Source organism: Cellulomonas sp. (assembly GCF_017744555.1).
Classification (GTDB): Bacteria; Actinomycetota; Actinomycetes; order Actinomycetales; family Cellulomonadaceae; genus Cellulomonas.
Genome location: NZ_JAGIBD010000021.1, coordinates 76,129 through 98,845, shown reverse-complemented (window position 1 = coordinate 98,845; position 22,717 = coordinate 76,129). Strand labels below are relative to the sequence as shown.

The 22,717-nt window shown below is 73.2% G+C and carries 21 protein-coding genes; 4 read left to right on the top strand and 17 right to left on the bottom strand.

The features are described 5' to 3' along the window. Window positions 1-33: 33 nt before the first annotated feature. The 5 genes from J7523_RS14200 to J7523_RS14180 form a co-directional block, all read right to left on the bottom strand. Window positions 34-834 carry a GNAT family N-acetyltransferase gene (locus J7523_RS14200; protein WP_291887773.1) on the bottom strand — a complete coding sequence of 267 codons (801 nt, stop codon included), beginning with the start codon at window positions 832-834 and terminating at the stop codon, window positions 34-36. Next, window positions 831-2,621, bottom strand: a complete 1,791-nt coding sequence (gene aspS, locus J7523_RS14195) for an aspartate--tRNA ligase (protein ID WP_291887771.1) — start codon at window positions 2,619-2,621, stop codon at window positions 831-833. The genes J7523_RS14200 and aspS overlap by 4 nt, the downstream gene beginning before the upstream one ends. 119 nt (window positions 2,622-2,740) lie before the next feature. Further along, complete coding sequence (locus J7523_RS14190) at window positions 2,741-3,799, bottom strand: Rv2578c family radical SAM protein (RefSeq protein ID WP_291887769.1); 1,059 nt, start codon at window positions 3,797-3,799, stop codon at window positions 2,741-2,743. 48 nt (window positions 3,800-3,847) lie between these two features. Then, on the bottom strand, window positions 3,848-5,233 hold the full coding sequence (gene hisS / locus J7523_RS14185; RefSeq protein WP_291887768.1) for a histidine--tRNA ligase: 1,386 nt from the start codon (window positions 5,231-5,233) through the stop codon (window positions 3,848-3,850). 45 nt (window positions 5,234-5,278) lie between these two features. Further along, on the bottom strand, window positions 5,279-6,010 hold the full coding sequence (locus tag J7523_RS14180) for an MBL fold metallo-hydrolase (protein WP_291887766.1): 732 nt from the start codon (window positions 6,008-6,010) through the stop codon (window positions 5,279-5,281). A 159-nt stretch (window positions 6,011-6,169) separates the two neighbouring features. Between J7523_RS14180 and J7523_RS14175 the strand changes: the two genes are divergently transcribed. The 3 genes from J7523_RS14175 to J7523_RS14165 all read left to right on the top strand — a co-directional run bounded on the left by J7523_RS14175 (window position 6,170) and on the right by J7523_RS14165 (window position 9,391). Next, window positions 6,170-6,955, top strand: a complete 786-nt coding sequence (locus J7523_RS14175; RefSeq protein ID WP_291887764.1) for a peptidylprolyl isomerase — start codon at window positions 6,170-6,172, stop codon at window positions 6,953-6,955. Further along, entirely contained in the window at window positions 6,952-8,718 is a 1,767-nt protein-coding gene (locus tag J7523_RS14170) for a DUF349 domain-containing protein (RefSeq protein ID WP_291887762.1), read from the top strand. The genes J7523_RS14175 and J7523_RS14170 overlap by 4 nt, the downstream gene beginning before the upstream one ends. Before the next feature lie 112 nt (window positions 8,719-8,830). Beyond that, window positions 8,831-9,391 (top strand): hypothetical protein, encoded by a 561-nt coding sequence (locus J7523_RS14165; RefSeq protein ID WP_291887759.1) that lies wholly within the window; start codon window positions 8,831-8,833, stop codon window positions 9,389-9,391. A 13-nt stretch (window positions 9,392-9,404) separates the two neighbouring features. Here the strand turns inward: J7523_RS14165 and J7523_RS14160 are convergent, their stop codons facing one another. From J7523_RS14160 to pdxT, 10 genes are all read right to left on the bottom strand, one after another. Beyond that, window positions 9,405-11,696, bottom strand: a complete 2,292-nt coding sequence (locus tag J7523_RS14160) for a bifunctional (p)ppGpp synthetase/guanosine-3',5'-bis(diphosphate) 3'-pyrophosphohydrolase (protein ID WP_291887755.1) — start codon at window positions 11,694-11,696, stop codon at window positions 9,405-9,407. Between the two features lie 166 nt (window positions 11,697-11,862). After that, window positions 11,863-12,450: an adenine phosphoribosyltransferase gene (locus tag J7523_RS14155; protein ID WP_291887751.1), complete on the bottom strand. Its 588-nt coding sequence runs from the start codon at window positions 12,448-12,450 to the stop codon at window positions 11,863-11,865. Beyond that, entirely contained in the window at window positions 12,447-13,541 is a 1,095-nt protein-coding gene (gene secF, locus J7523_RS14150; protein ID WP_291887749.1) for a protein translocase subunit SecF, read from the bottom strand. The genes J7523_RS14155 and secF overlap by 4 nt, the downstream gene beginning before the upstream one ends. Then, window positions 13,541-15,436, bottom strand: a complete 1,896-nt coding sequence (secD, locus tag J7523_RS14145; protein WP_291887747.1) for a protein translocase subunit SecD — start codon at window positions 15,434-15,436, stop codon at window positions 13,541-13,543. The genes secF and secD overlap by 1 nt, the downstream gene beginning before the upstream one ends. Before the next feature lie 129 nt (window positions 15,437-15,565). Further along, window positions 15,566-15,976, bottom strand: a complete 411-nt coding sequence (gene yajC / locus J7523_RS14140; protein ID WP_291887745.1) for a preprotein translocase subunit YajC — start codon at window positions 15,974-15,976, stop codon at window positions 15,566-15,568. A gap of 110 nt (window positions 15,977-16,086) precedes the next feature. Next, window positions 16,087-17,139 carry a Holliday junction branch migration DNA helicase RuvB gene (gene ruvB / locus J7523_RS14135; RefSeq protein WP_291887742.1) on the bottom strand — a complete coding sequence of 351 codons (1,053 nt, stop codon included), beginning with the start codon at window positions 17,137-17,139 and terminating at the stop codon, window positions 16,087-16,089. Further along, window positions 17,132-17,743 carry a Holliday junction branch migration protein RuvA gene (gene ruvA / locus J7523_RS14130; protein WP_291887809.1) on the bottom strand — a complete coding sequence of 204 codons (612 nt, stop codon included), beginning with the start codon at window positions 17,741-17,743 and terminating at the stop codon, window positions 17,132-17,134. The genes ruvB and ruvA overlap by 8 nt, the downstream gene beginning before the upstream one ends. An 82-nt stretch (window positions 17,744-17,825) precedes the next feature. Then, entirely contained in the window at window positions 17,826-18,392 is a 567-nt protein-coding gene (gene ruvC / locus J7523_RS14125; RefSeq protein WP_291887739.1) for a crossover junction endodeoxyribonuclease RuvC, read from the bottom strand. A 53-nt stretch (window positions 18,393-18,445) separates the two neighbouring features. Next, window positions 18,446-19,201: a YebC/PmpR family DNA-binding transcriptional regulator gene (locus J7523_RS14120; protein ID WP_291887737.1), complete on the bottom strand. Its 756-nt coding sequence runs from the start codon at window positions 19,199-19,201 to the stop codon at window positions 18,446-18,448. 15 nt (window positions 19,202-19,216) lie between these two features. Next, the gene (pdxT, locus tag J7523_RS14115) at window positions 19,217-19,828 is read right to left on the bottom strand and encodes a pyridoxal 5'-phosphate synthase glutaminase subunit PdxT (RefSeq protein ID WP_291887734.1); all 612 of its coding nucleotides are present in this window, start codon (window positions 19,826-19,828) and stop codon (window positions 19,217-19,219) included. Window positions 19,829-19,889: 61 nt separating this feature from the next. On the opposite strand from pdxT, the gene kynU reads away from it, so the two are divergent. Then, a complete protein-coding gene (gene kynU / locus J7523_RS14110) occupies window positions 19,890-21,143 on the top strand; it encodes a kynureninase (protein ID WP_291887732.1) in 1,254 nt (417 codons plus the stop codon). A gap of 7 nt (window positions 21,144-21,150) precedes the next feature. On the opposite strand, the gene J7523_RS14105 is transcribed toward kynU, so the two are convergent. Continuing rightward, window positions 21,151-21,777, bottom strand: a complete 627-nt coding sequence (locus J7523_RS14105; protein WP_363267040.1) for an NUDIX domain-containing protein — start codon at window positions 21,775-21,777, stop codon at window positions 21,151-21,153. Next, window positions 21,774-22,706 (bottom strand): pyridoxal 5'-phosphate synthase lyase subunit PdxS, encoded by a 933-nt coding sequence (pdxS, locus tag J7523_RS14100; RefSeq protein WP_291887728.1) that lies wholly within the window; start codon window positions 22,704-22,706, stop codon window positions 21,774-21,776. The genes J7523_RS14105 and pdxS overlap by 4 nt, the downstream gene beginning before the upstream one ends. Window positions 22,707-22,717: the final 11 nt, after the last annotated feature.

Here is a 22,717-nt window from a genome sequence, read left to right as displayed (position 1 = left end):
CGGCGAGAACGCAGCTGGTGGGACCGGCCGGACTCAGGCAGGAGGCCGCTCGGCACCCGCGGGCCCGAACGAGGCGAGCTCCGCGTCGATCGTGAAGCCCAGCCGGGTGTAGAGCCGGCGGGCCACCGCGTTCTGGGCATACATCCCGAGGCTCACGAACGCCACGCCGTCGGCGAAGGCCTGGCGCACCGCCGCCCTGGTCAGGGCCGTTCCGAGGCCGCCCGTGCGCGCGTCCGGCACGACACCGAGCCCGTGCACGTGCCACGACGCACGACCGCGGACGCCCCGCGACGTCGCACCGACGACGCCGAGCAGACCGCCCGGTCCGTCGACGCCCCACCAGCCCGCCTCTCCGGGCCGCGTGGGGTCGGCGGACGTTCCCGGGTTCCCCAGCGCCAGGCAGGCACGGATGGCGTCCGCCTCCGTACCGGGATCGAGTCGCCGCACGGTCGGCTCATCGTCGTGCGCAGGCGGTGCCTGGTCCGTCGACAGCCAGTCCCACACGGAGAACGGCGCAAGTCCCAAGGCGAGCAGCACCGCGGCGGGCACCTCGGCCGCGCGCGTGACGTTGAGCCACGCGGCATGGTCGACGAACCCCGCACGCGCGAGCGGCGAGCCGGGCTCCTGGCGGCGCGCGACGACGTCGGTCAGGAGCCGCCCGGCCTCGGGACCGGCGCCGAGGACCAGCACGAACGGGCCTCGCGGCGACGGAGACGCGAGCAGCACCGCACGGTCGTCGCCGACGACGACGGCGTCCTGCCAGCGCGCGTCGAGCCCGTCGAGCATGCGGTGCCGTCGCCAGCCCTCGGGGAGCCCGTCGAGCAGGCTGCTCACGCGGTCGGCTGCTCCCCCGCCGCCGGCGCAGCCGGCTTCGGCTTCGCGTCGACCCCGGCCTCCCGGCGCTGCTCGGGCGTGATGGGCGCCGGCGCGGCCGTCAGCGGGTCGTACCCGCCGCCCGACTTCGGGAACGCGATGACGTCGCGGATCGACTCCGACTTCGTCAGGAGCGCGACGATCCGGTCCCAGCCGAACGCGATACCGCCGTGCGGCGGGGCGCCGAACTGGAACGCGTCGAGCAGGAAGCCGAACTTCTCCTGCGCCTCGGCGGGACCGATGCCCATGACGTCGAACACGCGCTCCTGCACGTCACGACGGTGGATACGGATCGAGCCGCCGCCGATCTCGTTGCCGTTGCAGACGATGTCGTACGCGTAGGCGAGCGCCGCGCCCGGGTCCTGCTCGAACGTGTCGATCCACTCGGGCGTCGGCGACGTGAACGCGTGGTGCACGGCCGTCCAGGCGCCGCCGCCGACCGCCACGTCGTCGTCCTCGCCCGTGGGCTTGAACAGCGGCGCGTCGACGACCCAGACGAACTCCCACGCGTCCTCGTCGATGAGCCCGCCGCGACGGCCGATCTCGAGGCGCGCGGCACCGAGCAGCGCGCGCGCGTCGGACACGGACCCGGCGGCGAAGAAGATCGCGTCGCCCGGGCTCGCGCCGACGGCCGCGGCCAGACCTGCACGCTCGGACTCGGTGATGTTCTTGGCGACCGGGCCGCCGAGCTCGCCGTCCTCACCGACCGTCACGTACGCGAGGCCCTTCGCGCCGCGCTGCTTCGCCCAGTCCTGCCACGCGTCGAAGCCACGCCGCGGGGTCGAGGCGCCACCGGGCTGGACCACGGCACCGACGTACGGGGCCTGGAACACGCGGAACGGCGTCTCGCGGAAGTACTCGGTCAGCTCGGTGAGCTCGAGCCCGAACCTCAGGTCCGGCTTGTCGCTCCCGTAGCGGGCCATCGCGTCGGCGAACGTCATGCGGCGGATCGGCGTGGGGATCTCGACGTCGATGAGGCGCCACAGCGCGACGATGATCTGCTCGCCGAGCGCGATCACGTCGTCCTGCTCCACGAAGCTCATCTCGACGTCGAGCTGCGTGAACTCCGGCTGCCGGTCGGCGCGGAAGTCCTCGTCGCGGTAGCAGCGGGCGATCTGGTAGTACCGCTCGAGACCGCCGACCATGAGGAGCTGCTTGAACAGCTGGGGCGACTGCGGGAGCGCGTACCAGGAGCCGGGCGCCAGCCGCGCGGGCACCAGGAAGTCGCGGGCGCCCTCCGGCGTGGAGCGTGTGAGCGTGGGCGTCTCGACCTCGACGAAGTCCTGCGCGTCGAGCACCGCGCGAGCCGCCTGGTTCGCCTTGGCGCGCAGGCGCATCGCCCGCGCCGGCGCAGGCCGGCGCAGGTCGAGGTAGCGGTGCTTGAGGCGCGCCTCCTCGCCGACCGGCTCGTCGAGCGACGACGACACCTGGAACGGCAGCGGCGCGGCCTCGTTGAGCACCACGACCTTCGACGCGACGAGCTCGATCTCGCCCGTGGCGAGGTGCGGGTTCTCGTTGCCCTCCGGGCGGCGACCCACGACGCCCGTCACCTGCAGCACGTACTCCGCGCGGAGCCCGTGCGCCACGGACTCGTCCCGGATGACCACCTGCGCGATGCCCGACGCGTCCCGCAGGTCGACGAACGCCACGCCGCCGTGATCCCGGCGGCGGTCCACCCAGCCCGTGAGGGTGACGGTGGTGCCGATGTGCTCGGCTCGCAGCGAGCCGGCCGTGTGGGTGCGGAGCACGGAAGGTCCTTCGGGGTCGGGGTTGGGTCGCGCCCACCGGGCGCCCGCACGATCCTAGTGCCCGCCGTGCGCCACGACGCCGTCCATCAGACCCGTCGGACGGTCAGCGCGCCGAGCGGTCAGAACAGCGTCGGCTGCGCGACCTGCGGGTCGGGCGCCTCGGCGCGTCCCCACGGGATGCTGCCGACCGGGTAGGAACCCTCGCCCCGCTGCGACCGGTGTCCCGCCGACGACGCGAAGCCGTGCCGGGCGAGCAGCGGCGCGACGCGGTCTCGCAGCCACCGCGAGTACTCGGGCGGGACGGACGACCGTGGGCCGTACAGCGCCTCGTACCGGCCGACGAGGTGCGGCTCGTGCTCGGCGAGCCACTGCAGGAACAGCGGCTTGACCGACCCGCGCAGGTGCAGCGGCAGCACGGTCACGCCCGTGGCGCCGGCGTCCGCCAGCCGGGTCAGCAGGTCGTCGAGCTGGTCCGCGCCGTCGGTGAGCCACGGCATCACGGGCGCCACCATGACGCCGCACGGCAGCCCGGCCTCGCGCACCGCCCGGATGAGGTCGAGCCGAGCCCGCGGCGTCGGCGTGCCCGGCTCCACCACCTGCTGCAGCGTCTCGTCGCCCACCGCGAGCGAGACGCCGAGCCCGACCGGCACCTGGTCCGCCGCCTCGACGAGCAGCGGAAGGTCCCGACGCAGCAGCGTGCCCTTGGTGAGGATGGACAGCGGCGTCCCGCTGCCGGCGAGGGCTGCGATGATCCCGGGCATGAGCCGGTACCGGCCCTCCACCCGCTGGTAGGGGTCGGTGTTGGTGCCGAGCGCGACGTGCTCGTGGCTCCAGGAACGCCGGGCGAGCTCGGCGCGCAGCACCTCGACGACGTTCGTCTTGACGACGATCTGCGTCTCGAAGTCGACGCCCGCGCCGAGCTCCAGGTACTCGTGCGTGGGGCGCGCGAAGCAGTACGTGCACGCGTGCAGGCAGCCGCGCGTCGGGTTGATCGTCCACCGGAACGGCATCTGCGACGCCGCCGGCACCTTGTTGAGCGCGCTCCGGCAGAGCACCTCGTGGAACGTGACGCCGGCGAACTCCGGGGTCCGCACCGTGCGGACGAGCCCGGCGAGCGGCAGTCCCGGCAGGGTCCCCTCGTCGCGCTCCGCGGTCAGCCGCTGGCCGTCCCACCTCATGCCGCCAGTCGAACACGTGTTCGACCTGACGTCAACCGTGCCGACGCGTCAGCTCGCGGGCACCACCCGGGGCCAGCGGTCCTCCGCCGGAGGCCGCCAGCTCGACGCGTCCGCGGGCACCTGCTCGCCCGATCGGATGTCCTTGACCTGGTCGCCCGCAACGACGCCGTCCTCGCCCACCTGCCCGAGGAACCACACGTACGGGATACCGCGGCGGTCGGCGTGCCGGATCTGCTTGCCGAACTTCGCCGCCGACGGCGCGACCTCGACCGGGATGCCGCGCGACCGCAGCGCGACGGCCACCGCGTCCGACCGCGACCGGTCCTCCTCGTGCGTGACAGCAACCAGCACGGCGCTCGGGACCGAGCGCGTGGCCTTCACGAGGCCACCGCCGACGAGACGGGACACGAGCCGCGAGACGCCGATCGACAGGCCGACACCCGGGTAGGTCGTCGTGCCGTCCGACGCGAGCGTGTCGTAGCGGCCGCCCGAGCAGATGGACCCGAGCTGCTCGTGCCCGACGAGCACGGTCTCGTACACCGAGCCGGTGTAGTAGTCGAGGCCGCGGGCGATCTTGAGGTCGGCGACGACGACGCCGGGTGCACGCTCCGACGCGGCGCGGATCAGCGCCCCGAGCTCGGTCAGACCGGTGTCGAGCAGCTCGTGCGTCGCGCCGTGCCGCTGGGCCAGGTCGCGGACGCGGTCGACGACCGACGCGTCGTCCCCGCGGATCGCCGCGAGCTCGAGGCACGCGGCCGCCTGCGCGTCGTCCGCACCCGCCTCGGCCACCAGGAGCGCGGCGACGGCGTCCGGGCCGATCTTGTCGAGCTTGTCGATATTGCGCAGGACCGCGTCCACGTCGGTCAGCCCGAGGCCCCGGTAGAACCCCTCGGCGACCTTGCGGTTGTTCACGAGGATCCGCACGGGCGGCACGCCGATCTCCTGGAGCGCCCCGAGCGCCTCGGCCATGACGAGCGGCAGCTCGACCTCGTAGTGGTACGGCAGGTCGCCGGCGCCGACGACGTCGATGTCGGCCTGGACGAACTCACGGAACCGCCCGTCCTGGGGCCGCTCGCCGCGCCACACCTTCTGGATCTGGTACCGGCGGAACGGGAACGCCAGGTGGCCGGCGTTCTCGAGCACGTACCGCGCGAACGGCACGGTGAGGTCGAAGTGCAGCCCGAGCCTGCCGCCGCGGTCGGCGGCGTCGGGCGCGTGGTCCGGGTCCTCCTGCAGGCGCGAGAGCACGTAGACCTCCTTGGAGGTCTCCCCCTTGCGCAGCAGCTGCTCGAGGGGTTCGACGGCGCGCGTCTCGATGCCGGCGAACCCGTGGAGCTCGAACGTGCGGCGCAGGACGTCGAGCACGTGCTGCTCGACGAGGCGGCCCTCGGGCAGCCACTCGGGGAATCCGGACAGCGGGGTCGGTCGTGCCATGGGGCCGAATCCTTCCAGACTCCGGCGGGCCAACGCGTCCTCGTGTCAGCGGACCCCGCGCAGATAGGGGTTGGTGGCCAGCTCGGTCGCGACGTCGCTCGTCGGGCCGTGCCCCGGCACGACGACGGTCTCGGGCGGGAGCACCGCGACGACCTCGCGCAGCGTCCGAGCCATCTCGGCGTCGTCGCCGCCCGGCAGGTCGGTGCGGCCGATGCTGCCCGCGAAGAGGACGTCCCCGGTGAGCGCGACCGGTCCCGCCTCGTCGACGTCGAGCAGGTACAGCGTCGAGCCCTCGGTGTGGCCCGGGGCGTGCCGGGCCAGCAGCCGGACGGTGCCGAACGCGAGCGCGACGTCGTCGGAACGACCGCCCGGACCGGTCCCGAACGCCTCGACGCGCCCGGGCTGGGCGTAGGTCGTCGGGCCGACACGCGCGGCGGCGAGCGCCTGGGCCAGCGGTCCCGACGGGTCGTGGGGCGACTGCCGCCCGCCGAGGACCCCCAGCGTGCCGAACGGGTCAGCGAGGCGGTACGTGTCGGCGGTGTGCAGGACGAACGGCACGTCGAACTGCTCGGAGAGGACCGCCGCGTCCCACGTGTGGTCCACGTGCCCGTGCGTCGCGAGCAGCGCCCGGGGCCGCAGGCCGTGCCTTTCGACGAGCTCCACGACCTGGCCTGCGACGCCCGCACCGGGGTCGACGACCACGCAGTCGCCGTGGTCCGCCACCACGAGCGTGCACCGTGCCGCGAACACCGGGGCGACCACCGTCTGCAGCTGCATGCACCGCACGCTAGACGCACGGGGCCCGACGCGCCGACGTCCGCGCGTCGGTCGCTGGCTCGCGAGGGCCTCCGCTTGCCTAGACTGTCCCGGGTCCCTTCGTGCAGTGCGGCAGGTAGTGCTCCTGCCCCACCGCACCTCGACGCGAGGAGAGTGTGCGTGTCCAGCAAGCGCGAGCGTGAGTACGAGCGCCGCCGGTACGAGAAGTGGCAGGAGCGCCAGGCCAGGTCCCGCGCTCGCCACCACCGTCAGCGGGTCATCGCCGGCAGCGTCGCCGGTGCGCTCGTGCTTGTCGTCGGCATCGGCGCGGCGGTCGCGCTCACGCGACCGGACTCGACGCCCACCGCCGACACCACGACGGCCCCGACGGACGCGGCCACGCCCGACGAGAGCGCGACACCGCGCACCGGCAACGGCGGCGTCCTGCCCGCAGCGTCGCTCGCCGAGGGCCGCGAGTGGACCGGCTCGATCAACCTGACCCAGGGCCCCATCGGCATCTCGCTCGACGGCGCCAAGGCCCCGCAGGCGGTCGCGAACTTCGTGACGCTCGCGCAGGAGGGCTTCTTCGACGGCACGAAGTGCCACCGCCTCACGGACACCGGCATCTACGTGCTCCAGTGCGGCGACCCGACGGCGACCGGCCAGGGCGGCCCCGGCTACGCGTGGGGCCCGATCGAGAACGCCCCGGCCGACAACGTCTACCCGGCAGGCACGATCGCGATGGCGCGCCAGCCGGAGAACGGCAGCTCGATGGGCAGCCAGTTCTTCCTCGTCTACGAGGACAGCACCATCCCGTCGGACTCGGCGGGCGGCTACACCGTGTTTGGCCACATCACGTCCGGCATGGACGTGCTGCAGGCCATCGCTGACGCGGGCACCGTCGACAAGGGCAGCTACACGGCCCCGGCGTCCGACGTCATCATCGAGGGAGTGGAGACCCAATGACCGAGACCCCCGCACCGGCGTCCGAGCCCGACGAGACGACCGCCGCCGCCCCCTCGACACAGGTGACCGACGACGCGACGGACGCGGCCGCGTCCGCTGCGGTGAACGACGCGCCGTCGGACGACGTCTCCGTCGACGGTGCTGCTCAGACCGAGGGCGTCGTGCCGGTCGACGTCGCCGGATCCGCCGACGACGACGCCGCTCCCGTGGCAGCGTCCGCACAGGATGACGCTGCCGAGGACGCGCCGGCCGCCGCTGCGCCGGAGGCCGAGGAGCCGGCCGCCGAGGCCGTCGAGGCACCGGCCGCCGACTCCGACGCGAGCACGACGGACGAGCCCGACGCCCCGGCGGCCCCGACGCCGCCGACGCCCGCCTCGGTCCGGCCGACGCCCCGGCCGCACCCCGGCCCGCGGCCGGTCCCGCACCCGCCGGCGCACCCGGTCGCACCCGCCGCAGGCGCACCCGCCGCTGCCGCCCCGACCGCTCCCCCGCTGGACGCCGCCGAGGCCGCGCACGCCGCGACGTTCGGCCGCGTGGACGACGAGGGCACGGTGTTCGTCCGCGAGAGCGCCGGTGAGCGGGTCGTGGGCCAGTTCCCGGGTGCGACGTCCGACGAGGCGCTCGCGCTGTACGTGCGGCGGTTCCTCGACCTGCAGGCCAAGGTCGCGCTGTTCGAGGCTCGCCTCACCGCGACCGACCTGTCGGTCAAGGAGATCGACCAGACGCTCGCGCGGCTCACGGACGAGGTCGCCGAGCCGGCCGCGGTCGGCGACCTGGACGGTCTGCGGACCCGTCTCGACGCGCTGCGCACCACGGCCGCCGAGCGGCGCGCCGTCGCCGAGGCCGAGCGCGCCGCCGCCCGGGAGGCTGCCGTCGCGGCCCGCACGGAGATCGTCGAGCAGGCGGAGCGCGTCGCGTCGACCGACCCGTCGCGCATCCAGTGGCGTCCGGCCGGCGAGCAGCTGCGCGGCCTCCTGGACCAGTGGAAGGAGGCCCAGCGCACGGGCCCCCGTCTGGACCGGCCGACCGAGGAGGCCCTCTGGAAGCGGTTCAGCCACGCACGGACCACGTTCGACCGTGAGCGCCGGCACTTCTTCGCCGAGCTGGAGACCCGCAACGCCAGCGCGAAGGCCGCCAAGGAGGCGCTGGTCGTCGAGGCCGAGAAGCTGCAGTCCAGCACGGACTGGGGCGCCACGGCGGGCGCGTTCCGCGACCTCATGACGCAGTGGAAGGCCGCCGGGCGGGCGAGCCGAGCCGACGACGACGCCCTGTGGGCCCGCTTCCGGGCCGCGCAGGACGCGTTCTTCGCGGCCCGCGACGCGCAGGCGGCCGCGACGGACACCGAGTTCCGGGCGAACCTCGAGGTCAAGGAGGCGCTCCTGGTCGAGGCCGAGGCGCTCGTCCCGGTCACCGACCTCGCGGCCGCGAAGCAGGCGCTGCGCTCGATCCAGGACCGGTGGGAGTCCGCGGGCAAGGTGCCGCGTGCCGACATCCAGCGGATCGAGGGCCGGCTGCGCGCCGTCGAGACGGCGGTGCGCGACGCGGACCAGAGCCAGTGGCGTCGGACCAACCCCGAGACGCGTGCGCGCGCCGAGGGTGCGGCCGCGCAGCTCGAGCAGGCGATCGCCGGCCTCGAGGCCGACCTGGCCAAGGCTGAGGCCGCGGGGGACGCCCGGCGGATCGCCGAGGCACGGGCCGCCCTCGACGCGCGTCGCAGCTGGCTCGAGCAGGTCCAGCGGGCCGCGGAGGAGGCGCGCGGCTGACGCTCGCGGCACGGTTCCCACGAGCCCCGTCGTCGCCCTCGCGACGGCGGGGCTCGTGCGTCGTCCACAGCCACTCCGACGGCGGGTGGTGGGTTCGGGCCATCCTGCGGGCATGAACCCCCTGCTCGCCGTCTACCGCCCGCCCTCGACGGACCTCCCGTCGCTCGTCCGTCGCGCGGACGTCGGCGCCGCCGCGTGGCACGCACTCGTCCGTGATCGGGTCGTCCGACCCCTGTGGGGCGACGTCGGTGTGGTCGCCGACCTCGACGACACCGCGGAGCTGCGGTCGGCCGCGCTGGCCGACCTGGTCCCTCGTCGGGGCGTCGTCGGCCGGTGCAGCGCCGCGTGGGTGCACACGGGTCGGCGCCCGCCGTCCCGTGTCGACGTGCTCGTCTCGTCCCGGACGCACCGCGCCGACCCGGACCCGCGGCGGACGTCCGCCGAGGCGGCGCTGGGCGCCGACGACATCGTCAGGATCGGCCCGCTGCAGGTCACGACGGTCCAGCGGACCGGTACCGACGTCGCCCGCTGGGTCCCGGCCGCGCGGGCGCTCGTCGTGCTGGCCGACCTGTGCTCCGCGGGCTTCGACCCTCGCCGTGCGCTGCACGACCTGGACGCGATGCCCGGGCAGCGCGGGGTCCGAGGCGCCCGCGCCACCCTCCGGTCGCTGTAGACCGCTGCCCGGGTCAGGCGCGGATGACGGGCTCCTCCGACGCCTTCGCGCCGGTGATCCGGTACACGTCGAACACGCCCTCGACCTTCCGCACGGCGGCGAGCACGGACGCGAGGTGCGACGGCTCCGCCATCTCGAAGACGAAGCGGGACAGCGCGACGCGGTCCCGCGACGTCGAGACCGATGCCGACAGGATGTTCACGTGGTGGTCCGACAGCACGCGCGTGACGTCCGAGAGCAGTCGCGACCTGTCGAGCGCCTCGACCTGGATCTGCACGAGGAACAACGACGAGCTCGTGTGGCTCCACTCGACGTCGACCAGCCGCTCAGGCTGCGCCCGCAGGGCCTCGACGTTGATGCAGTCGCTCCGGTGCACGCTGACCCCGGCGCCGCGGGTGACGAAGCCGACGATGTCGTCACCCGGCACGGGCGTGCAGCACTTGGCGAGCTTGACCCAGATGTCGTCGACGCCCTTGACCACGACGCCCGGGTCGCCGGTCCGGACGCGGCGGCTGACCTGCCCGGGACGAGCGGCCTCGGCGAGGTCCTCCTCGGCCGCGGGCTCACCTCCGAGCGAGTGCACGAGCCGCTGGACGACGGTCGCGGCGGAGATCTGCCCCTCGCCGATCGCGGCGTACAGCGCGGACACGTCCGCGTAGCGCATCTCGTTGGCAAGGGCGACGAGCGACTCGTGCGAGAGCAGTCGTTGGATCGGCAGGTTCTGCTTGCGCATCGCCTTCGCGATGGCGTCCTTGCCGTGCTCGATGGCCTCCTCGCGGCGCTCCTTGGAGAACCACTGGCGGATCTTGTTGCGCGCGCGAGGGCTCTTGACGAAGCCCAGCCAGTCGCGCGACGGTCCCGCGGTCTCGGACTTCGACGTGAACACGTCGACGACGTCGCCGTTCTCGAGCGTCGAGTCGAGCGGCACCAGCCGCCCGTTCACGCGGGCGCCCATCGTGCGGTGGCCGACCTCGGTGTGCACCGCATAGGCGAAGTCGACGGGCGTCGACCCGGACGGCAGCCCGATGACGTCGCCCTTCGGCGTGAACACGTAGACCTCTGACCCGGCGATCTCGAACCGCAGCGAGTCGAGGAACTCGGTCGGGTCGGCCGTCTCCTTCTGCCAGTCGACGAGCTGACGCAGCCACATCATGTCGTTGCCGGCGGTGTCCTGGCCCGCCGCGGCGTTCTTCGCGGTCTCCTTGTACTTCCAGTGCGCCGCGACGCCGTACTCCGCACGGCGGTGCATGTCGTGCGTGCGGATCTGGATCTCGACCGGCTTGCCGCCGGGCCCGATGACCGTCGTGTGCAGGGACTGGTACAGGTTGAACTTGGGCATCGCGATGTAGTCCTTGAACCGGCCCGGCACCGGGTTCCACCGCGCGTGCAGCGCACCGAGCGCCGCGTAGCAGTCGCGGACCGTGTCGACCAGCACCCGCACACCCACGAGGTCGTAGATGTCGGCGAAGTCGCGGCCGCGGACGATCATCTTCTGGTAGATCGAGTAGTAGTGCTTCGGCCGGCCCGTGACCGTCGCCTTGATCTTCGCGGTCCGCAGGTCAGCGCCAACCTGCTCGCGAACCACGGCGAGGTACTCCTCGCGGGCGGGGGCGCGCTCGGCGACGAGGTGCACGATCTCGTCGTAGAGCTTGGGGTACAGCGTCGCGAACGACAGGTCCTCGAGCTCCCACTTGATCGTGTTCATGCCGAGTCGGTGCGCGAGCGGCGCATAGATCTCGAGCGTCTCGCGGGCCTTCTTCTCGGCCGACGAGCTCGCCACGAACTTCCATGTGCGCGCGTTGTGCAGCCGGTCGGCGAGCTTGATGACGAGCACCCGGATGTCGCGCGACATCGCGACGACCATCTTGCGGACCGTCTCGGCCTGCGCGGCGTCGCCGTACTGGACCTTGTCGAGCTTGGTCACGCCGTCGACGAGCATCGCGACCTCGGGACCGAACTCCCGGCGCAACTGGTCGAGCGAGTAGTCGGTGTCCTCGACCGTGTCGTGCAGCAGGGCCGCCGCGAGGGTGGACGGCGTCATGCCGAGCTCGGCGAGGATCGTCGCGACGGCGACCGGGTGCGTGATGTACGGGTCGCCGCTCTTGCGCAGCTGTCCACGATGCGCCCGCTCGGCGACGACGTACGCCTGCTCGACGACCGCGAGGTCGGCCTTCGGGTGGTTGGTGCGGGCAGCCTGGAGCACCGGTTCGAGGGCGGGCGACGCGACGGACGCGCGGGAGCCGAACCTGGCGAGACGCGCACGGACGCGCCCCGACGCGGCGCCCTGGTCCGATGTCGCCGGCACGCCGGTCTCAGGCGTGCGTACGTCCTCGCTCAAACGTGTCCCCTCCCGCCCCGACGGCCCCCTCCCCGCTCTGCGGATCCGCTCGGGGCGGTGGGCCGGAGCCGGCGGGGGGACCGGATTCGCAGCAGTCTACGACCGACCGGCTAGGACCTGGACCGCGGCGGGGTCAGGGGACGTGGACGAGCACGTCGATCGGGTGCTCCCCCAGCTGCCGACGCCCTGCAAGACCGTCCAGCTCGACGAGGAACGACAGGCCGACGACGTGGGCGCCGCAGCTCTCGATGAGCCGCACGGTCGCCGCGGCCGTTCCGCCGGTCGCCAGGACGTCGTCGACGACGAGCACGCGGGAACCCTCGGGCACCGTGAACGGGTGGACCTCGACGGACGCCTCGCCGTACTCGAGCCGGTAGTGCTCGACGACCGTGGGCCCGGGGAGCTTGCCGGCCTTGCGCACCGGGATGACCCCGGCGCCGAGGGCGACGGCCAACGGTGCGGCGAGCAGGAACCCGCGCGCCTCCATGCCGGCGACCAGGTCGACCTGCCCGTCGACAGACGCGGCGAGCTCGTCGATGACGGCCGCGAACGCCTCGGCGTCCGCCAGCAGCGGCGTGATGTCCCGGAACAGGACACCGGGTTCCGGGTAGTCCGGCACGAGCCGGACGAGCTCGTCGATCCGGGCGAGCACGGCCGCGCGGCCGCCGGGGGCGCCCGAAGACTCCCCCGCCGGCCGCGCGAGCTGCGACTGGTCGGTCATCGGCGCCGCTTCGGCTGGGCCTGGACACCTTGGTGGGAACCCGGGCGCAGCTGGCTCGCGCCGTGCACCGCCGACGCGAGCAGGGGCTCGTCGGCCTCGCCACCGGCGTCGACACGTGCCTGGCGCGCCGCGAGCACCTTGCGGGTGTGGTCGCGGATCGCCGGCTCGCGCTCACGCAGCGTCACCTCGAACGGCGTGGCGAGGAAGATCGACGAGAACGTGCCGATCAGCATGCCGACGAACAGCGCCAGCGCGATGTCGCGCAGCGTGCCCGCACCGAGGATGAACGCGCCCACGAAGAGGATCGCGCCGACCGGGAGCAGGGCGACGACCGAGGTGTTGATCGACCGCACCAGCGTCTGGTTGACGGCGAGGTTCGCCTTCTCGGCGTACGTGTACCGGCTCTGGTCCAGCGTGTCCGCGGTGTTCTCGCGCACCTTGTCGAACACGACGACCGTGTCGTAGATCGAGTATCCGAGGATCGTGAGGAAGCCGATCACCGTCGCCGGCGTCACCTCCCAGCCGACCGCGGCGTACACGCCGACCGTGATGATCAGGTCGTGGAACAGCGCGATGAGCGCCGCGAGGGCCATCCGCCAGTTCCGGAAGTAGATCGTCATCACGATCGTGACGAAGACGAGGAACACGAGGATGCCCGTGATCGCCTTCTTCGAGATGTCCGCACCCCACGACGGGCCGATGAACGAGCTCGCGACCTCGTCGTCGGTCACGCCGTACGCGGCCTGGAGCGCCGAGGCGACCTCCTCGACCTGGTCGTTGGCGAGCTTGGAGGTCTGGATCCGCAGGCTGTCGGTCCCGAGCTGGGTAACCTCCGGGGACTCCTCGGGAGCGATGGACTTCACGGTGTCGATCGCGAGCTGCTCGTCGGCGTTCGGGACGCCCGACACGATGAACTGCGAGCCGCCCCGGAACTCGATGCCCGGGTTGAGGCCCGGCTTGATCAAGAGGATCGCCGACAGGATCACGAGGATCGTCGAGATCGTGAACCAGATGCGCCGGTGCCCGACGATGTCGTACGACCGACGACCGGCGTACAGGTCGTTGCCCCACTGGGCGAATCCCGCGGCCATCAGTGCTCGTTCCCCTCGGTGCGACCGGACTCGGTCCCGGACTCCTGCGCGCCGTCGTCAGGGCTGACCCCCGCCGTCGGCGGCGACGCGGCCGACGCGTCCTGCGCGGCGGCCTTCGCCGCGGCGCGGCGCTCGGCGATCGTCTGACCGCCGCCGACACCGACCGGGACGCGCGACGCGGGCGCCGGCGCGGCGTCGGCCGGCACGTCGTCCGTCGTCGTCGTGGTCCGCGGACCCGAGACGACCTTGCCGCGCCCGACGTACCGGGTCGCGTCCACGCCCAGCCGGCGCGGGTCGAGGCCGGACAACGGGTGCCCGTGCGCGAAGAACGGCATGCGGGCGATGAGCTGCATCATCGGGTGCGTGAACAGGAACACGACGACGACGTCGATGATCGTCGTGAGGCCGAGGGTGAACGCGAAGCCGCGCACCCCGCCGACCGCCAGCAGGTAGAGCACGATGGCGGCGATGAAGTTCACCGCGTCGGACGCCAGGATCGTGCGCCGAGCGCGCTCCCACCCGCGGTCGACGGCGGCGGCGAGGGTCCGGCCCTCACGCAGCTCGTCACGGATGCGCTCGAAGTAGACGATGAACGAGTCGGCGGTGATGCCGATGGCGACGATGAGGCCGGCGACACCCGGCAGCGACAGCCGGTAGCCCTGCGTCCACGACAGCAGCGTGATGATGCCGTACGTCAGCGCTGCGGCGACGACGAGCGACGCGACGGTCAGCAGGCCGAGCGCGCGGTACTGCAGCATCGAGTAGATGACGACGAGGATCAGGCCGATGAGGCCCGCGAGGAGGCCCTTCTCGAGCTGCTCGGCGCCGAGCGTCGCGGAGATCTGGTCCTCGCTCTGCACCTCGAACGTCACGGGCAGGGCACCGAAGTTGAGCTGGTTCGCCAGCGAGGCCGCGGACTCGCGCGTGAAGCTGCCGGAGATCTCGGCCTGTCCGTTCGAGATGATCACGTTGGGCGCGAGGCTCGGCGCGGAGATCACGAGGCCGTCGAGCACCATCGCGAACTGGTTCTGGGGCGACGTCAGGCCCTGGAGCCGGGTGGTCACGTCCGTGAACTGCGACGTGCCCTTCGACTTCATCTTGAGGTTGACGACCCACTCGGTGCCCACGCCGCCGTTGGGCAGCACGTTGCGGCCCGAGCTCGCGCTCGCGATCTCCGACCCCTGGATCTCGACCGGGCCGAGGATGTACTTCGCGCTGCCGTCGGGGTCGCAGGTGACGAACGCGACGTCCGGGTCACCCGACGAGCCACCCGTGCGGTTGTCGGCGCTCGTGCAGTCGAGCTGGTCGAACTTCTCCTGCACGGCCGGCGTCACGTAGTACGCGGCGTCGCTGGCGTTGTCCGGCGCCGCCTTGGTCGGCGTGTCCGACGCCGGGGCGCTGGCGGACGGGGTCGGCTCGGGGGTCGCGGCGGCGTCGGCCGGCGCGGTCGCCGCGTCCGTCGGCTGCGTGCCCGAGTCCGTCGCGGCACCGGCCGTGGCGGTCGGCGTCGGCGAGGCCGACGGCTGGTCGGCCGACGTGGGCGTCGGCGCACCGACCGCGAGGACCGGGCGGAACTCCATGTGCGCGGGCGTGCGGACGAGCTTGAGGGTCTCCTCGCTCGGCTTGCCCGGCAGCCCGACCACGATCTGGTCGGAGCCCTGGCTCGTGATCTCCGCCTCCGCGACGCCCGACGAGTCGACGCGCTGCCGGATCACCTCGATCGCCTGCGAGATCGTGTTGGAGGTGACCTTCTCGTCCCCGACGGGCTTCGCCTTGAGGATGATCTGCGTCCCACCCTCGAGGTCGAGCGCGAGGCTCGGGGTCCAGGTCGCGTCCGACCACTTGGTGCCTGCGAAGAGCGAGGCGACGATGGCGACGATGAGGATCCCGAGCACGCCGAGCGTGCGGAAGGGCCTCTGACGGCGTGAGGGAGGGGCCAACGGAGTTCTTCTCTCGTGCGCGCACCAGCCACGGGGAGCGGCCGGTGGGGTCCGGGCCCGGGCGTCGTCACCCGGGCCGTGCGATTACTTGGTGTCCGGCTCGTCATCCTTGCGGACGTCGGACAGCGACGACAGGTCGTCGGGCACATCGATGACCTCGTCGTCGGCCCGCGTGAGGCGGTCGGCCTCGGCGTCAGCCGGCTCGAGCTCGTCGTCGGCGGTGGTGTCCTCGACGACGGGGTCGACGCGCTTCGCGATGGCTGCGCGGATCCATCGCGTCTGTGCGCCGCCCGGGCTCGTCTCGAGGGTGATGACGTCGTCCTCGACGTCCACGACGGTCCCGAACAGGCCGGAGCCTGTCATCACCTCGTCACCTGCCACCAGGTTGTTCCGGAACTCGGACGCGGCACGCTGCTGCTTGCGCGTGCGGCTCGACATGAGCCACAGGGCGCCGAACGCGATGATGAGGATGATGAGGAACGAGAGGTTGCCCATGCGGGTTACAGCTCCGGATCTGTCGTCGGTGTCCGCCGCAGTCTAGGCGTAGCGGCCGGTGCCTCCAACGTGCGACCGGTACGCGAAGTTCCGGCCGGCCCGCACCTGTCTCAGCCGAACAGCGTGCCGGGCCCGGGCGGCACGGCGAGACCCAGGTGCTGCCACGCCGCCGGCAGCGCCACGCGACCCCGCGGCGTCCGCCCGACGAGACCCTCGCGCACCAGGAACGGCTCCGCGACGGTCTCGACCGTCTCGGGCTCCTCGCCGACGGCGACGGCGAGCGTGGTGAGTCCCACCGGTCCGCCGCCGAAGCGCGTGCACAGCGCCGAGAGCACCGCGCGGTCGAGCCGGTCCAGGCCCCGGGCGTCCACCTCGTACACCTCGAGCGCCGCGCGCGCGGCGTCGAGGCTGAGCGTGCCGTCCCCGCGCACCTCGGCCCAGTCGCGGACGCGTCGCAGCAGGCGGTTGGCGATGCGCGGCGTCCCCCGCGACCGCGAGGCGATCTCGGCGGCAGCCTCGCCTGCCAGCGGGACCCCCAGGAGCCCGGCCGACCGGACCAGCACGCGCTCGAGCTCCTCGGTCGCGTAGAAGTCGAGGTGGCCCGTGAACCCGAAGCGGTCGCGCAGCGGCGCTGGGAGCAGCCCGGCGCGGGTGGTCGCACCGACGACCGTGAACGGCGGCAGCGCGAGCGGGATCGCGCTCGCTCCGGCCCCCTTGCCGACCACCACGTCGACCCGGAAGTCCTCCATCGCGACGTACAGCAGCTCCTCCGCCGGACGTGCCAGGCGGTGGATCTCGTCGAGGAACAGCACCTCGCCCTCTTCGAGGGAGGACAGGACGGCCGCGAGGTCGCCCGCGTGCTGGATCGCCGGGCCGCTGGTCACGCGCAGCGATGCTCCGAGCTCGGCCGCGACGATCATCGCGAGCGTCGTCTTGCCGAGGCCGGGCGGGCCGGACAGCAGCACGTGGTCCGGCGCTCGTCCTCGCGCACGCGCGGCCTGCAGGACGAGCGAGAGCTGGTCGCGCACGACGCGCTGCCCGACGAACTCGTCGAGCCGGCGCGGGCGCAGCGCCGCCTCGGCGGCGCGCTCGACGTCGTCGGCGGCCGACCGGACGAGCGACTCCGCGTCGAACCGCTCGGTGACCAGCTCCTCGTCAGCCACGGCCGCCGCCGAGCGTGCGCAGCGCGGCGCGGAGCACGCCCGCGACCTCGTCCGCGCCGACGGGTCCGGGGCTCGACTCCAGCACCGTGTCGACCGCGTCGCCAGCGGCACGCGCGGTCCAGCCGAGGCCGACGAGCGCCTCGACGACCTGGTCCCGGCGGTCGTCCGACGGCACGGGCGAACCGGTGGCGACCGCCGACGACGGCAGCCCGAGCTTGTCGCCGAGCTCGAGCACGATCCGCTGCGCGCCCTTGTGCCCGATGCCCGGCACGCGCTTGAGCGCGGCGAGGTCCTCGTCGGCGACGGCCCGGCGCAACCCGTCGGGCGTGTGCACCGCGAGCATCGCGAGGGCCAGCCGGGGTCCGACGCCGCTGACCGTCTGCACGAGCTCGAAGACCTCGCGCTCGTCGGCGTCCGCGAAGCCGAACAGCGTGAGCGAGTCCTCGCGGACCACGAGGGACGTGGCGAGCTGCGCCGTCGATCCGACCCGCAGGCCCGCGAGCGTGGTGGGTGTCGCCTGCACGAGCAGGCCCACTCCCCCCACCTCGACGACCGCCGCGTCCAGCCGGACCGCCTGCACCGTGCCGTGCACCGACGCGATCACCGGCACACCCCTCTCGTCGACCGAACCGTGCCGCCCCCACTCTGACACACGCAGGCGAACACCTGTACGAAGGACACGCGCGTCAGCCGCGTCGTCGGGCCGCCTGCTCGGCCGCCGCCCACGCGCGCTGCGCCGACGTCATCGACCCGGGGGCCCGCTGCGGGGCGCCGAGCGCACCGGCGGGCCGCCACAGGTGGCAGACGGCCAGCGCGAGCGCGTCGGCGGCGTCCGCGGGCCTGGGGAGCTCGTCGAGCGAGAGCAGCCGCGCCACCATGGTCTGGACCTGCGCCTTCTCGGCCCGGCCGTTGCCGGTGACGGCGGCCTTGACCTCGCTCGGCGTGTGCAGTGCGACGGGGATGCGCCGGCGCGCGGCGGCGACCATCGCGATGCCCGCGACCTGTGCCGTGCCCATCACGGTGCTGACGTTGTGCTGCGCGAACACGCGCTCGACGGCCACCGCGTCGGGGCCGTGCTCCTCGATCCACTCCTCGACCTGCCGCTCGATCGCGAGCAGCCGCTGGTCGACGTCGAGGCCCACCTCGGACCGGGCCACGCCGACCGCCACGAGCCGGGCGCGCCGGCCGGGCAGGCCGTCGACGACGCCGAGACCGCACCGGGTCAGGCCGGGGTCGACTCCGAGGACGCGCACGCTCGTATCGTCGCAGCCCGTGCGGCGCCCGGACCGGACGCCGCACCGGCGCGTCAGTCGTTCTCGAGCTCGGCCATGACCTCGTCGGACGCGTCGAAGTTCGCGTAGACGTTCTGCACGTCGTCCGAGTCCTCGAGCGCGTCGATGAGCCGCAGGATCTTGCGGGCGCCCTCGGCGTCCACCTCGATCTGGGTGGCGGGCCAGAACACGACGTCGGCCGAGTCGTACTCGATGCCGGCCTCCTGCAGGGCCGTCCGGACCGGGACGAGGTCGGTGGCCTCGGAGAGGACCTCGAAGGCCTCGCCCAGGTCGTTGACCTCCTCGCCGCCGGCGTCCAGGACCGCCTCCATGACGGCGTCCTCGTCGGTGCCCTCCTTGGGGACGATGACGACGCCCTTGCGGGAGAACAGGTACGACACCGAGCCCGGGTCGGCCATCTGGCCGCCGTTGCGTGTGAACGCGACGCGCACGTCGGACGCCGCACGGTTGCGGTTGTCCGTGAGGCACTCGACGAGGACCGCGATGCCGCCCGCGCCGTAGCCCTCGTACATGATCGTCGTGTAGTCGGCGCCGCCGGCCTCCTGGCCGGACCCGCGCTTGACCGCACGGTTGATGTTGTCGATCGGGACCGAGTTCTTCTTCGCCTTCTGGACCGCGTCGAAGAGCGTCGGGTTGCCGGCGAGGTCACCGCCGCCCGTGCGGGCCGCGACCTCGATGTTCTTGATCAGCTTCGCGAAGAGCTTGCTGCGCTTGGCGTCGACCACGGCCTTCTTATGCTTCGTGGTGGCCCACTTGGAGTGACCCGACATCGCTCTCGCTACCCCTTACACGCTCTCGCGGACGATCTTGACGAACAGACGGTGCACCCGGGTGTCGCCGGTGACCTCCGGATGGAAGGAGGTGACGAGCAGCGGCCCCTGACGGACGGCGACGATCCTACCGGCGGCGGGCCCGACCTCCACGCGGCCGATCGCCGTCGCGGCCGGACCGACCTCCTCGACCCACGGCGCACGGATGAAGACGGCGTGCACCGGGTCGGTCGCGGAGTCGTCGACGCCGTCGATCACGAGGTCCGTCTCGAACGAGTCGACCTGCCGCCCGAACGCGTTGCGCCGGACCGTGACGTCGACGCCGCCGAGCGTCTGCTGCCCCTCGATCCCGCCGAGCACCCGGTCGGCGAGCAGGATCATCCCTGCGCACGAGCCGTACGCCGGCATGCCGGCGCGCAGCCGCTCCTGGATCGGCCCCACGAGCTCGAACGCCCGCAGCAGCTTGTCGATCGTCGTCGACTCCCCGCCGGGGATCACGAGCGCGTCGACGGACGCGAGCTCGGACTCGCGACGGACCGGGACGGCCCGAGCACCGAGCGAGGACAGGACGTGCACGTGCTCGCGCACGTCGCCCTGCAGGGCGAGGACTCCGATGGTGACGGTCACGACGGGCGATTCTAGGTGGCTGCCCGCCGCCCGCTCGCGCGCGTCCGTAGGCTCCGGTGCCATGCCGCACCCCGCCGACCTCGCCCGACGCGCCGCCGCGCTCGACGACGAGCACGCCGCGACCGACCTGCGCGACCGCTTCCTGCTGCCCGACGGGATCGTGTACCTCGACGGCAACTCGCTCGGCGCGCTGCCCGCGACCGTCCCCGAGACCCTCGCCGGCGCGGTCCGCGACCAGTGGGGCCGCGACCTCGTGCACTCGTGGAACACGCACGGGTGGTGGGACGCGCCGACCCGGGTCGGTGACGCGGTCGGGCGGATCGTGGGTGCCGCCCCGGGGCAGGTCGTGGTCGGCGACTCGACGACCGTCCGGCTGCACCAGACGCTGCACGCCGCCGTCGCGCTGCGGCCCGACGCCGGCGTCGTCGTCACCGACCCCGGCTCCTTCCCCACGGACCTCTACGTCGTCGCGGGCGTCGCCGCGCAGGTGGGGTGGCGTGTCGAGCACTCCGGTCCGGACGCGGTGCCCGCCCTGCTCGACGACCTGGCGCGCCGCGGCGAGCGCGTCGGCGCCGTCGTCCTGTCGCACGTGGACTATCGCACCGGCCGCCTGTGGGACCTGCCCTCGCTCACGCGCGCGACGCACGCGGCGGGTGCCGTCAGCGTGTGGGACCTGTGCCACTCGGCCGGTGCCGTGCCGGTCGACCTGGACCTGCACGGAGTCGACCTCGCCGTCGGGTGCACGTACAAGTACCTCAACGGCGGGCCCGGGTCACCGGCGTACGGGTACGTCGCGGCGCGTCACCAGGAGCGGTTCGTCAACGTGCTGCCGGGGTGGAACGGGCACGCGGAGCCGTTCGCGATGGCGGGCGCGTACGAGGGCGCCCCGGGGATCGCCCGGGCGCGGATCGGGACGCCGCCGATGCTGTCGCTGCTCGCGCTGGAGGCGGCGCTGCACGCGTTCGACGGGGTCGACGTCCGGGACGTCCGGCGGCGGTCGTCGTCGCTCACGCGGTTCCTGCGCGACTGCCTGGAGGCCCTCGTGCCGGGCGTCGAGGTGGTCTCGCCGCTCGACGACGCCGAGCGGGGGTCGCAGGTCGCCGTCCGGCACCCGGACGCGTACGGCGTCGTGCAGGCGCTCGCCGCGCGCGGGGTCGTCACCGACTTCCGGACGCCGGACGTCGTCCGCCTCGGCGTCGCCGCCCCGTACCTGACGCACGGCGACATGCTCGCCGCGGCCGGGGCGTTCGCCGACGTGCTCGCCGCCGGGGACCACCTCGACCCGGCCTACGGGCGGCGCAGCGTCGTGACGTGACCGGCGCTCACTCGTGCGTGAGCCCGAGGTGGCGCGTGACGCCGTCCCACTCGGGCAGCAGCCCCGCGACGAGCTCGACGAGCCGCTCCGGGAACACCTCGATCTCGACACGCGCCAGGTCGTCGAGCGACCACCAGCGCAGCTCGTCGATGACGTCGTGCTCGACGGCCGTCCACCGGGCGCGGTCGATGCCCGCAAACGCCGACGCCGCGACGCGTGCGACGAAGATCTCCTCATCCTGCCGGCAGTGCTGCGCGTAGAAGTCGAAGATCGCCGACCGCGTGAACGCCGGGCCGTGCACGGCGGCCGGGTCGAGCACGATGCCCGTCTCCTCGTGCACCTCGCGCACCGCGGCCGCCAGCGCGTCCTCGCCCGCGTCGATGCCGCCGCCGATCGTGAACCACCAGCTGCGCGCGGGCTGGTCGACGTCGTGCCCGCGGATCAGCAGGACCCGGTCGCGCTCGTCGAGCAGGATCACGCGCGCGGCCCGACGGAACAGCAGCCCGTCGTCGCCACGCACCCAGTCGGGCCCGAGCGCGTGACCGAGCTCGCCGTCGCCGGGCGCAGACGTGCCGGGGGCCGCGGACGCCACGACGTCGTCCACGGCCCCCGGCACCTCGTGCTCCTGGGTCACCAGCCCCGCTCGGCCAGGCGGTGCGGCACGGGAACGTCGTCGACGTTGATGCCGACCATCGCCTCGCCGAGGCCGCGCGACACCTTCGCCAGCACGTCCGGGTCGTCGAAGAACGTGGTCGCCTTGACGATCGCCGCGGCGCGCTCGGCCGGGTTGCCCGACTTGAAGATGCCGGAGCCGACGAACACGCCCTCGGCGCCGAGCTGCATCATCATCGCCGCGTCCGCGGGCGTGGCGATGCCGCCGGCGGTGAACAGCACGACGGGCAGCTTGCCGGCGGTGGCGACCTCCTTGACGAGGTCGTAGGGCGCCTGCAGCTCCTTGGCGGCCAGGTACAGCTCGTCCTCGGGCAGCGAGGACAGCCGCCGGATCTCGTCACGCAGCGTGCGCATGTGCGTCGTGGCGTTCGACACGTCACCCGTGCCGGCCTCGCCCTTCGAGCGGATCATGGCCGCGCCCTCGGTGATGCGGCGCAGGGCCTCGCCGAGGTTGGTCGCACCGCAGACGAACGGGACCGTGAACGCCCACTTGTCGATGTGGTGCGCGTAGTCGGCCGGCGTGAGCACCTCGGACTCGTCGACGTAGTCGACACCGAGGGACTGCAGCACCTGCGCCTCGACGAAGTGGCCGATGCGCGCCTTCGCCATGACGGGGATCGAGACCGCCTCGATGATGCCGTCGATGAGGTCGGGGTCGCTCATGCGCGCGACGCCGCCCTGGGCCCGGATGTCGGCGGGCACGCGCTCGAGGGCCATGACGGCGACCGCTCCGGCGTCCTCGGCGATCTTCGCCTGGTCCGCGGTGACGACGTCCATGATGACGCCGCCCTTGAGCATCTCGGCCATCCCGCGCTTGACCCGCGCGGTGCCGATGACGCCGGCCGCCGGTGCGCCGGTCGTGGTGGTGGGCTGGCTGTTCTCGCTGGTCACGTCAAGCCTCA

Coding starts and splice junctions, on each gene's coding strand:
- J7523_RS14190 (WP_291887769.1), bottom strand. CDS start 3,799: ATGAGGTGGGACGGCCAGCGGCTGACCGCGGAGCGCGACGAGGGGACC.
- hisS (WP_291887768.1), bottom strand. CDS start 5,233: ATGGCACGACCGACCCCGCTGTCCGGATTCCCCGAGTGGCTGCCCGAG.
- J7523_RS14180 (WP_291887766.1), bottom strand. CDS start 6,010: ATGCAGCTGCAGACGGTGGTCGCCCCGGTGTTCGCGGCACGGTGCACG.
- J7523_RS14170 (WP_291887762.1), top strand. CDS start 6,952: ATGACCGAGACCCCCGCACCGGCGTCCGAGCCCGACGAGACGACCGCC.
- J7523_RS14165 (WP_291887759.1), top strand. CDS start 8,831: ATGAACCCCCTGCTCGCCGTCTACCGCCCGCCCTCGACGGACCTCCCG.
- J7523_RS14155 (WP_291887751.1), bottom strand. CDS start 12,450: ATGACCGACCAGTCGCAGCTCGCGCGGCCGGCGGGGGAGTCTTCGGGC.
- secF (WP_291887749.1), bottom strand. CDS start 13,541: ATGGCCGCGGGATTCGCCCAGTGGGGCAACGACCTGTACGCCGGTCGT.
- yajC (WP_291887745.1), bottom strand. CDS start 15,976: ATGGGCAACCTCTCGTTCCTCATCATCCTCATCATCGCGTTCGGCGCC.
- J7523_RS14120 (WP_291887737.1), bottom strand. CDS start 19,201: ATGTCGGGTCACTCCAAGTGGGCCACCACGAAGCATAAGAAGGCCGTG.
- kynU (WP_291887732.1), top strand. CDS start 19,890: ATGCCGCACCCCGCCGACCTCGCCCGACGCGCCGCCGCGCTCGACGAC.